We start from the raw sequence: 10,850 nt of genomic DNA on the forward strand, positions 1-10,850 counted from the left end.
TCCAAAATTGACTATTCATACAGTACTTCAATACAGGAATTCAATGTCTTTTCTCTACCTGAGATTAACTCATTGTAATCGTTTGAAGTTTTTATCACATGACCAATCCTATTTGAGCTACCTATTTCTCTCCTCTTATCCCCCGCTTTAACATATAATTCAGTAGCGATAATATCCTTATGATTTTCAATATAGTGATCATCTAAAGTAACTGTTTTAATTACTTCACCTTCAAATTCCTCAAAATAAATAGCTACAAATTTAGAAGAAAAGACAAAATTATCAAAATCATTTAAAAGTTGGGCAGATGATAGGGCTGCTATCTCTATAGGATTATGGTTTATACTAATATTTCTATATAATTCCGAAATCATACCTCCACCTAATCTAAAGTGAGTTTCGACAACATGAATCTCTTGATTGTTTGTGATAATTATCTCTGTATGAGTTGGACCATTTGTAACCTTCAAAATTGATAATAGTTTCCCCATATAGTTGTTAATTATATCTTCTAAATCAGTCGAAATATTAGCAGGTACAATATGGCCAATCTCAACAAATGTTTCGAGATTTTTTAATTTTTTTGTTATACCATAAATATGATGCTGACTATTTACGCTTATAGCCTCTATACTAAATTCTTCACCTTCAATAAATTTTTCAATTATAAACGTTTCATCTGAAATCTCTACTTGATTCACTATTTCCTTCACGTTTGATGAATCAACTTTATAGATTGCTCGACTTCCAGTACCATCTATCGGTTTTAAGATTGATGTGCCATTTTTGTTGACAAATCTTATCACATCATCTCTATTCTCAATCATTTCACAGTTAACGTTATCAAAGAATGAATTTTTCAAGTAAGTTCTCAATGCATACTTATTATTTATAACCATCATTTGAGTTTCATTGATATTAAAAGGTATCTTTGTTTTTTCAGCTATTTTGTATGCTAATGCTTGTAAATTTTCAAACATACAAATTATCGATTGATAGTCTCCTAAATATTCAACAGCCTTACTTACTGTTTCAATAATTTGAACTTCATTTTTAAAACTGTTAAAGGCAAGAACTTCATCATAAAGATCTTTAAAATATGGTTTTATCTTCGAAGATTCACAAACCAATGTTAACTTACAATTATTTTTTTTAAGTGCTCTGTGTATTTCAGAGAAACCACCAATAACAAGTATTTTAGACATTTTTTTCTCCTAATAGTTCATCAATATCTACTAGTCTATTATCGTTTCCTAAGGCTAAACTTCGAATAGAATTCCGTTTTTTTATTTCTATATGAATACCTCTATCCTTGAGAATATCAGAATATTTTGCTACTATCCATTCAGGAAATATTCCGTATTCTCCTTTTAGTTTTCTGAAATCAATTGAATTAACCTCTTGATTCCTAAGCATGTTTTCAACTTTATTCAATCTCTTTGCTATATCAATAGAGAAATAATTTATTTTTTCTATACTTTCCTCAAGTTGTCTCTTCTGCTGAATGTTCAAATCAGTATAACCTAAACTGTGAACAAGATTAGAAGATAAGTCAACTAATTTTTTCTTTGATAAATTGGAGATAGTTTTTGAATCTAATAAAAAAGCTAATTCACGTATAATTTTTTTTAAAAAATACCCCTGTTTTTTATTTGAAATTTCTCCTATCCCACCATGAATTAATAAAACCAAAACTCTAAAAAGTAAAACGAATCTATTAACATTTAAAAAATCAATAGGCAATGATGACACAACTGGCAACAAAAAATTAATTTCGGAAATTCCCCAGATTGATTCTTTTTCTTCTAGAATCATTGCTAAACGTTCTGCATAAAAAACTACATCAAAATGGTAGTTTCCATCTCTATATATAGTTGCAATTGTTCCGAACGGAACTACACCATTAAGATACTTGTAATATAAGTAAGAGTAATTACCTGTAGGTCTCTGTTTTCCTATATGAAATTTCTCAATATTTTTCCATTCATATATATTTTCAGATGGTATTCCTGTTTTTATGTACCATCTGCGAAACTCTAATTCTTTATCACATCGTACATATATACGGTGTGTAAATAAACCAATGCTTTGCAAAAAAGCTAAAGCATGATAAATCATCTCTTCCGGTTCTTTGCAATTCTTAACTAGAAATGATAAGCCAACCTCCATCGGATTAGTCAATCTATTAATACCGACGCCATCTAATTTATTTGAAAAATATGATAGCTGTTTTGTTACATATTTTTCAACGCAGCCAGTTTCAGATAGCATATCAAACAAACTAATATGCTCTGAAATAGCAGACATATTAAAGATAGTCTCTGACCCTCTAGGTCTAACAACTTTACCTTCTTGTAGTTTTCGAAATCCATTTTCTTGACCATAAAAATAAAACTGTTTGATAATTTCAATTACGTCCATTTTTTTCTCTCATTAATTGGACATAGCCCTTTGTTTCTATTTTTGAATTTAAAAACGAGAACTCTCCGCACATTTTCTCATAAAAATTATTATAATCTTCTTTTGAAAAATCTCCTAAAATCTCTATTTCAAGATAAAATCCAAGACCATCAATCTTATCTAGATTAATCGTTTTATTTTCTAATACGTCATGATAAGTCTTTCTATATTTACTTATTGTGAAAATATTTGAAAAACCATCTTGCAAGATATTCCTTACAAATTCTAGTTTTTCAGATTCCAACTCTATTTCACTTTCACTCCACATTCCTTGTTTTATCGTATCTTTTCTTGTGAAAACACATGCCTTATCATCAGCTTCTTGACGAATTCTGTAAATAAAGCTACCTACCTCATCATTTTCAAATTCTCTTCCTTTTGTTTTAAAATATTCATCAACTTGCTTATTTTCACACTTAAATTTATAAGATTTTTCTAAATATGAAATAGCATTATTATAATCCCTCTCATCGTTAAGTTCAAATCTAACTTCTAATTCATTCATTAATTTTACCTCTCAATTCTTCAAAGGCTGAAGTCTCTTTAAATTCACTCAGTCTATAGTAAGTTTCTGGTGATGTTTTATGGACACAAAGCCTAATATTGTAATTACCAAGCAAATTTTCTAATCGTATTCCATAAAAATATTCACCACATCTGCCCTTTTCCCTAATTCTACAACATTTACACATATCGTGCAAGTAGTTTGGAATCAGTATTTTAAATCCCACTTCACCAATATTAGGAACATTATAAAAAATAGTTCCAGATGAACTTCCTTTGATATATTTCCTACTTATTTCAATACCATTTAACGAATCAAAAAAATTTCTAATCGCACTAATAGATTTTTCATTGCTTTCAACTTCGTTTAAGATTCTTATGGCAATGTTGCGGCTACTAGCCCACTTCATCACTTCATAAGCTCTACCGAAATCTTCAGAGCTGGCTACAACAGTATTTATCTTTACAGGAACTCCTTTTCTACTTACATATTCTATTAGTTCTTTTAACTTCCGATGATTTTGCTCTACCCATCTATTAGAACGATTAACTTGAGTGTTGTACATTTCAACCGTATCTACCGCATGTAAACTAAAATTAATTCCATCTATTCCCGAAGATATTATCTTATCAAAAACCTCCTTTTTACCTCCAATTGAGGTCATCTTAACAACAAAATTATATTCTTTCAATTTTTTAATAATTAAGTCAATATCTGGATGTAAACTAGGCTCACCACCTGTCAAATGTACCTCAGTAATATTTAAGGAATCTGTTAGATCAATAAAATCATTAAAAAATTTATCATTGAAAAAATCAATATTTTTTATTAATCTTTGTTCCCTACTACCTGTTCCTTCATTATGACACCACCAGCAGTTCCAATTACAGTTATCTGTCAGCTTTACCCTAATACTATTCAATGGAGTATATACGGAATCTTTTCTAGGTTTTATAAACTCTAATACACTCATTACAACCACCCCAGTTCAAGTGAATATCTTTTTCGATATTCAAACTTGTAACTCTAAATACTATAATTCCTTAACAGAACTCTAACTAAAAATTGTTTAATCAAAATAATTCTTCAAATCCAGTTTTTCAAGACTTATTTCTATACTAAAACAACATCTTCCCAGAACTTCAATAATTTCTTCATGATTAATCCTCCTTGATTATAAAAACTATTAGACCTACTGCCTAATGTTATTATATCACTAGCAGTTGGTCTAATAGTTTTTATCCCTAATTTGCAATTAGTTACTATTAAGTACTCTCTCAATATATTTTTCCCATCTATCTACTAAACTCATGCTTTCCAAGGTTTTCAGAAAGCCAATACACTTTCTCATCTCTAAAATATTACTCAATTCATTTGTCATCTTAAAATTGTAACAACTATCTATGAGGTGAAAAACTAATCTTTCATATAATTCTGTTTCATCAAAAAATAACTGGACTAATTGTTCTCTATAATAAGATGCATCAACTATATTATTTCTTTCTACGCTGAGGCTAAAAGCATTAAATAACATGCTGGTAATTAATCTTCTATGAGTCGGTAAATGTTTATAAAAATCAGTTCTCCTCACCATTTCCTTCGTTAATATCATAATACTTGATTGGCAAAAAATTTCCATTGTGGAGGAAAATAGCTCTAATTCATATTCACCCCAGATATCTATGCTGAATAAATAGTCTGATATAAAATCAATTTCTTCAGAAGTCACAATATTATCTTTCTCAATTTCTTGGAGCTTTAACTTAATCAAAATTATTGTTAATTTCTTACTTAGTTTCTCCTCTTCCTTTTCTATACAATTAATTAGGAGTCTTCTCAAGGCTGGGCTGTTGTTCTTATAAAAATAATTATTTATCTTATCAATTGCCTCGAAATTACTCATCTTATGAAAACCACGCCCTAAATACATAAACTCTTCTAAAGATACGTCCAGTGTCTTTAAAACTGAAAGTAATTTACTAAGAGTAATATCTGTATATCCATTTTCAAATCTAGATAACTGAGAGGTAGAAATCTCATCATTAGCAATATTATAAAGAGAGAGGCCCTTAGCTTCTCGAATTTTTTTTAAGATTTGTCCTAAATTTTTCATTGCTTCCTCTCCTTGTTGCAGATTAGGGATGTTTTCATATATAAGTAAGCCAATTAGTTTTCAAATATTCTAGATTTTAGTAAAACTAAAATAGTATTTCTATTGTGATTATACAATGAAAGTAAATACGTCACTCATAAAAATATGTTTTATATGACAGCAATCAGTGAAATATAACAGTTTTCATTTCATTTATTAGTCGTTAAAAGCTTGTCTTTTTCCTACTTTTGTTCCTAATATACCTTTATATGATAAATATCTGCAAGTTAGCAATCTGAACGCTTAGAAATATATTCTTTGTAGTGTCTTACTTGAGATTCGTAACTGTTTTTCTAATTCTCACTATCGGAACTAACTTTGCAATAAGTAACAACCCTTTTTAGGTGTCTTCTATGTCTCTTAGACGAACTAAATAACCAGCTTTTATTATTTGTGATAATAACTTCTTGCATAATAGATATCCTCTAAGAATTACGTATAAGATTAGTAAGAATCAACCTCCGACTATAATGATAATATCCATAATCAATAACAATATTGATGTAAATTTTAAAAGTTTTTTCATACTGAACCTCCCTTTATTTTTTTATTTATTGTATAATAAATAAAAAATCCTTGTAATTTTGTTGGGAATATGGGAAAAATGAAATCAAAACTTGGTATAACACTCAGAAAAATTCGAAAAGGGAAGAAAATAAGTTTAAGTTCAATTGCTGATAGTAATTTATCTAAATCTCAAATCTCTAGATTTGAACGGGGAGAATCAGAAATCTCTTGTATTCGACTAATCAATATTTTAGATAAATTACATATAACTTTGGATGAATTTATTATTCTTCATGACAATAATTCTACTAGAACTGGATCATTCGCTAACTTGGTGCAATATATTCGAAAACACTACTCCACAAAAAATTTTGATAGTATTATTGAATTACTATCAAACTCTTCAAGTTATAACTTGGGTCCTTATGAAAAGACAATGGTAAAATCGATTCTCTATACAACAAATAAAAATTTTCTCCCCTCGGACGAGGAGTTATTACAGCTTACAGATTATCTTTTTAAAGTTGAAAACTGGGGTTACTATGAAATTATCTTATTAGGTAACTGTGTAAGAACAATTAATTATAAATCCTTTTTCCTATTAACTATAGAAATGTTAAAAAATTATATCTATTCAACATTAAATAAGACAAATAAACGGCTTGTTACACAATTGGCAATCAATTGCCTAATTGTTAGTATTGATAAAGAAGAATTTCAAAATTGTAGTTTTCTAATCAAAGAAATAAAAAAATTACTAAATAATGAATTAAACTATTATGAACAAACCGTCTTCTTATATACATGTGGATACTTTGAATTTAAGTGCAATCTTGCGAACGGAATCGAAAAGATGAAACAAGCACTTCAGGTATTTGAAATTCTAGGAGAACATAATATAAAAGCACAGTACCAAGAGCACTATGACAAATATATTAATCAATGACACAAGGATAGTTAATCTTTAACCACCATAGGATTAGTTCTTGTTATTCCAATAGTATTTCTATACTAAATTTTTTATCAAAATCCTTATCATTCAGTACTTTTACAAACATTTCTAAATTTTTTATTAAGTTCTCATACTCATAAAGATAATGATTTAGCTCCTCTTTAAACGCTCTTATTTCTTCGCTTACTTGTTCTACTGTAATTGATTCTGGCAAATTTAATTTTAAAAAGTCATATCTTGCAAGCTTTCGACTGCTCACATCTTCACTCTTCAAATTGATAAGCACTTCCGCCATCTTATTTAAGTTGGCGATTTTTTCATTAATTTGATTTAGTTTTATATCTATCTCTGCTATTTCTTTTACTAACTCATCTTTAATGTCTTGGTATTTCTTATCTGCTTCAGTTAATTCAATGAAGATGTTAATCTCAGTAATCTTTTCCTGTAGACTCTTAACTGTAGGTCTTCTGTATGGTATTACTCGACTATCGTTGGTTAGCTGTCTTATCAATGTTCGTCCTTTGACATACTGATTCTTATCCGAATGTTCTTTGTTATAGACAAAGTATGAGGTTGTCTCACGTATAAAGATTTTATATTTTGTTTGATTCTCTTCTTCCAGAATATCTAATTGATAATTGGGAATGAAAATGAGACCACTCTGCTTAATACCAAAAGACACTTTGATATAAATGCCCTCATCAACTAGCTTCGCTATTTGGTTCTCTGCAAGTTCCACTTCAAATTCACGAACGGTATCTCGTTTTTCTTTAAATGTCTCAAAGGCTTCCTCAATCTCTTCAGTGGATACTTTATCCTTATCTCGTTCTTCTTGGAAAGCATGGTACTGTGCCTGTAAATTCTCTAATCCTTCTGAAGCAGTGACTTCCTTATTTTTAAAATAATCTTGAAAAAATTTGACATCATATAATTTCTTATCACTTATTTTTTGATGACCCAAACTTATCTTTTGATTCTCTTCTTCCAGGATAAAAGTTACATTTTTTTGTTTTAAGTCAATGGTTAGATTCAATTCTTTTGCTTTTGTCATTAAATCTTCTAAAGAATTGACACGGTTCAACAAAAATTCTAAACGACTTTCAATCTCTTGCTTAGCAAAATGCATTCTAAAAAATTCTTCATCATATAGATCTCGTTTGCTGAGTTGGCGTCCTCGAATTGGTTTTATCATCGTTCTATCTGTCATCAAAAAACGGCTATGCTTTTGACTAAAATCAATCTGAACATGCAACTGCTTTGCTTTCTCTAAAAAATCATCAAACGATTTAGATTGCTGCATCAAAAAATAAAGACGTTGTTTCAATTCAAATTTATGACTAGATTCCTTATATTTTTTATAATCTCGATAGGAATAACGTTTCTCAATAATTTTTGCACCAGCCATTTTAGAAATACGGTCTGAAATCATACGGAGGTTTCGTTCCAAGGCATAGTTCCATATCAACTTTTTATCTGAATTGCGGTCAATAGCGTTGATTAGGATGTGATTATGAACATGATCTTTGTCTGTGTGAGTTGCTACGATAAACTTAAAACGACCTCCTGTCAATTCCATCATGGTCTCATAACCAATGCGGTTAATTTCTTCAGGTGTCAGATTATCTTCAGGAGAAAATGATTGGATGAGATGATGGGCATGAATAGTTTGTTGGTGTTTTTCTTGTCGGTCATTTCTGGACTCGTACAACTTGTCGTTATTAGTAAAGTTAACATTGTACATTTCTACCATTTCTGCATGGCTAGGAAAATCTAAGTAATTACTCATGCCAAAATCAGATACTAATTTTAGATTATCTGTTTTATCTGGATTGAGGATATATTTAATCAAACGCCTACGATATTTTTTTCCGTGCGTCGCAAAGTGTTTAGTAACTACCATGAAACTCCTTCAGTCTTTTCACCTCCACTTGAAATTCTTTGTCCACTTCCTTAATTAACTCTCCGACTCCTTTACTCAATTCTTGTAATTGGTCCTGAGAAATCAGATGGCTTTGATTAATCGCACGCGCAATTTGATTGATGTTATTTCCAATCCGCTTCAATTCAAAAACCAACTGCTCATAAGCGTCCGTGTTAATTGACACAAATGACATGTTGGGATTCAGTAACACTCTTCTAGCATAGACTGAGAAATTTTGACAATTGCTCTTAGCAATCCGTTCATTCAATTGGTATAATTCTGGATCAGTTAGAAACACTTTTTTGAGATTGGTACGATAGCGATAAACCATTACATCCTCCTAACCCATATATTTTTCACGGAACTCACGACTGAGTGGCTGCACTTGATTCACTTCTGCAATCAATTCTTGAACGCAAGTCAATAAGATTGAGACGTGCTCTTGAGTCACTTGATGATTTTCTCTTGCGACAACCAGAACTTCATACACATCTCGACTAATCTGTTCAAACTTTTGAGACTGCCAAAGGGAGAACCAACTTTCAAAAATTCTATCTTGATAATTCTTTTTCAATAAATTTTGACGAAGAAATTCTGAGAAACTATCCACTTTTTGTTCCCTCATCATTTCTTTTAACTGTTTTTCTTCTTGTCTCGTGATTCTAAATTGCTTACGAATTAATTTAATTTCTTTTCCCATCTTACCATCCTTTCAACATTATACTTGTCTGACAATGTAAGGCTGCCTCACATTGTCAGTACGCTTCCTAAAGACCTCACTTGCTTCTTGTTCGGTCTTTGCGAGCTCAGATATTGTGTCCACAATATCTCAAAAATCATATCTCCAGCTGATCAAAACCTTCCAGTTATGACAGCTAACGATAAGATAACTTGGTGGCTTCGCCCCCAAACCCCCATAGAAAATCAAAAATTGATTTTCTATGGATGATATTAGGATAACAAGGATGATTTGGAAAAGTTATCACAGAGAAATGAGGTGATTAAAAAGAGAGCTAATGCTCTCTGAAAATTAATTTTTATACTGTTTATAGACATCTGAGTCTTCTAAAACATAACATTGATTCTTATCTTGAATTGTAACCCTTAAGACTGAGCCATTTATTTCTCCCACTTTTTCTTTATTTTTATCTTTTATAGTCATACTGGCATTGTCATAAAAAAATTCATCCCCCTCAATATTAATTTTTTGATTTTGAAAAGATATTTTTTTAGTATTATCTATTTTGTAATTTTTTTCTTCATCCTTAACTACCAGATAATAGCTACCTCTATATATCGACCTCATCTCTGTTTCCAATAACCTAGAAACTACCATTGAAGCTGATAGTAGCAGTATAAAGAAAATCCAAATACTATGATCAGGTTTATGACTATTGGTAATATTGTGAAAGTTGTTATTTTTTTTAATTACTAACAATCTGGCAATTTTCTTCAATATACTGTCGCTATATTCTCCCCAAATGACTATTGAAAATGTTAAAAACATTAATTTTATTACTATTGTGTAAAAATTAAAAAAAGATAGTAATGAATTTTCACCCATTTCAAGATTAGTATTGGACATCCGATTTATCAAATATAAAAAAATTTCGCTTTTTGAAATAATTTCTGAAAACAATAAAGAACAGTATAACAATGGGATAAATAATAAGATTTTACATTTTATTCTAAACAATCTAATATTTAGTGAATGTTCTTTAAATGCTATCTTTCTTTCTCTTTTAGATAGGAAATATTGAATTTCATTAGTTAATAAATGATTAACTATAGTTACTAATATTAGAGATACAAAGGTCCAATTTAACAACGAATCATTAATTCCAATAACTGAAAGCACTATTATTGGAATTACAATATAGATGAAAGAAATGAATGGGGCAATCTTTATAAGATCAAACACTAGACGATAAACTAGCAATATACTCACTAACCATTTTAGATCAAAAATAAAATACTGTTTATAACTTTCAATACTTATGTACAAGATGAAGATAAATACATAAGTCAGAAAATTAATACCTAGTGTACACCAATACTCTATATCTTTTCTCTGTACGTTTTTTAACATTTGGATTTTTATAGTGCCTAAATCTGTATTGATTTTCTTATGATTTATATATACAAAACCTATTAGAAAAATAAAAGAAAGTATTCCTAGTAGATCAAATATTTTATGTATACTAATAAAATAAAAGAAAAGAAAAATACTGTGTATACAAATCGTTACAACATAATGCCATTTCATAGGCTTATTAATAAATAAACTAAATAATGAACCAATGTCATTAAGTTAAGAAATTCAAATACAATTCTGTATTTGGGTTTCTTTTTT

The 10,850-nt window shown here is 29.6% G+C and carries 10 protein-coding genes; 1 reads left to right on the forward strand and 9 read right to left on the reverse strand.

Annotated features, from left to right (window positions below; translation table 11 throughout):
• Positions 1 to 11: 11 nt before the first annotated feature.
• The 5 genes from RWO85_RS06825 to RWO85_RS06845 all read right to left on the reverse strand — a co-directional run bounded on the left by RWO85_RS06825 (position 12) and on the right by RWO85_RS06845 (position 5,078).
• On the reverse strand, positions 12 to 1,205 hold the full coding sequence (locus RWO85_RS06825; RefSeq protein ID WP_075228606.1) for an ATP-grasp domain-containing protein: 1,194 nt from the start codon (positions 1,203 to 1,205) through the stop codon (positions 12 to 14).
• The gene (locus tag RWO85_RS06830) at positions 1,198 to 2,421 is read right to left on the reverse strand and encodes a hypothetical protein (RefSeq protein WP_314414889.1); all 1,224 of its coding nucleotides are present in this window, start codon (positions 2,419 to 2,421) and stop codon (positions 1,198 to 1,200) included. The genes RWO85_RS06825 and RWO85_RS06830 overlap by 8 nt, the downstream gene beginning before the upstream one ends.
• Positions 2,408 to 2,965, reverse strand: coding sequence for a CYTH domain-containing protein (locus tag RWO85_RS06835; protein WP_001003836.1), 558 nt, complete (start codon positions 2,963 to 2,965; stop codon positions 2,408 to 2,410). The genes RWO85_RS06830 and RWO85_RS06835 overlap by 14 nt, the downstream gene beginning before the upstream one ends.
• Positions 2,958 to 3,938: a radical SAM protein gene (locus RWO85_RS06840; RefSeq protein ID WP_000114485.1), complete on the reverse strand. Its 981-nt coding sequence runs from the start codon at positions 3,936 to 3,938 to the stop codon at positions 2,958 to 2,960. The genes RWO85_RS06835 and RWO85_RS06840 overlap by 8 nt, the downstream gene beginning before the upstream one ends.
• A gap of 282 nt (positions 3,939 to 4,220) precedes the next feature.
• A complete protein-coding gene (locus tag RWO85_RS06845; protein WP_314414890.1) occupies positions 4,221 to 5,078 on the reverse strand; it encodes a helix-turn-helix domain-containing protein in 858 nt (285 codons plus the stop codon).
• 643 nt (positions 5,079 to 5,721) lie between these two features.
• Between RWO85_RS06845 and RWO85_RS06855 the strand changes: the two genes are divergently transcribed.
• Positions 5,722 to 6,570 (forward strand): helix-turn-helix domain-containing protein, encoded by an 849-nt coding sequence (locus tag RWO85_RS06855; protein WP_314414892.1) that lies wholly within the window; start codon positions 5,722 to 5,724, stop codon positions 6,568 to 6,570.
• Between the two features lie 43 nt (positions 6,571 to 6,613).
• Here the strand turns inward: RWO85_RS06855 and RWO85_RS06860 are convergent, their stop codons facing one another.
• The 4 genes from RWO85_RS06860 to RWO85_RS06875 all read right to left on the reverse strand — a co-directional run bounded on the left by RWO85_RS06860 (position 6,614) and on the right by RWO85_RS06875 (position 10,082).
• Entirely contained in the window at positions 6,614 to 8,476 is a 1,863-nt protein-coding gene (locus tag RWO85_RS06860) for an SAG1250 family conjugative relaxase (RefSeq protein ID WP_314414894.1), read from the reverse strand.
• Positions 8,463 to 8,828: a MobC family plasmid mobilization relaxosome protein gene (locus RWO85_RS06865; RefSeq protein ID WP_314414895.1), complete on the reverse strand. Its 366-nt coding sequence runs from the start codon at positions 8,826 to 8,828 to the stop codon at positions 8,463 to 8,465. Before RWO85_RS06865 ends, RWO85_RS06860 begins: the two co-directional genes overlap by 14 nt.
• 9 nt (positions 8,829 to 8,837) lie before the next feature.
• Entirely contained in the window at positions 8,838 to 9,197 is a 360-nt protein-coding gene (locus tag RWO85_RS06870) for an SAG1252 family conjugative relaxosome accessory protein (RefSeq protein ID WP_314414897.1), read from the reverse strand.
• A 330-nt stretch (positions 9,198 to 9,527) separates the two neighbouring features.
• Positions 9,528 to 10,082, reverse strand: a complete 555-nt coding sequence (locus RWO85_RS06875; RefSeq protein WP_314414898.1) for a hypothetical protein — start codon at positions 10,080 to 10,082, stop codon at positions 9,528 to 9,530.
• Positions 10,083 to 10,850 lie beyond the last annotated feature (768 nt).

It is taken from the genome of uncultured Streptococcus sp., from assembly GCF_963521865.1.
In the GTDB taxonomy this organism is placed as follows: domain Bacteria; phylum Bacillota; class Bacilli; order Lactobacillales; family Streptococcaceae; genus Streptococcus.

Coding starts and splice junctions, on each gene's coding strand:
- RWO85_RS06825 (WP_075228606.1), bottom strand. CDS start 1,205: ATGTCTAAAATACTTGTTATTGGTGGTTTCTCTGAAATACACAGAGCA.
- RWO85_RS06830 (WP_314414889.1), bottom strand. CDS start 2,421: ATGGACGTAATTGAAATTATCAAACAGTTTTATTTTTATGGTCAAGAA.
- RWO85_RS06835 (WP_001003836.1), bottom strand. CDS start 2,965: ATGAATGAATTAGAAGTTAGATTTGAACTTAACGATGAGAGGGATTAT.
- RWO85_RS06840 (WP_000114485.1), bottom strand. CDS start 3,938: ATGAGTGTATTAGAGTTTATAAAACCTAGAAAAGATTCCGTATATACT.
- RWO85_RS06845 (WP_314414890.1), bottom strand. CDS start 5,078: ATGAAAAATTTAGGACAAATCTTAAAAAAAATTCGAGAAGCTAAGGGC.
- RWO85_RS06855 (WP_314414892.1), top strand. CDS start 5,722: ATGAAATCAAAACTTGGTATAACACTCAGAAAAATTCGAAAAGGGAAG.
- RWO85_RS06860 (WP_314414894.1), bottom strand. CDS start 8,476: ATGGTAGTTACTAAACACTTTGCGACGCACGGAAAAAAATATCGTAGG.
- RWO85_RS06865 (WP_314414895.1), bottom strand. CDS start 8,828: ATGGTTTATCGCTATCGTACCAATCTCAAAAAAGTGTTTCTAACTGAT.
- RWO85_RS06870 (WP_314414897.1), bottom strand. CDS start 9,197: ATGGGAAAAGAAATTAAATTAATTCGTAAGCAATTTAGAATCACGAGA.
- RWO85_RS06875 (WP_314414898.1), bottom strand. CDS start 10,082: ATGTCCAATACTAATCTTGAAATGGGTGAAAATTCATTACTATCTTTT.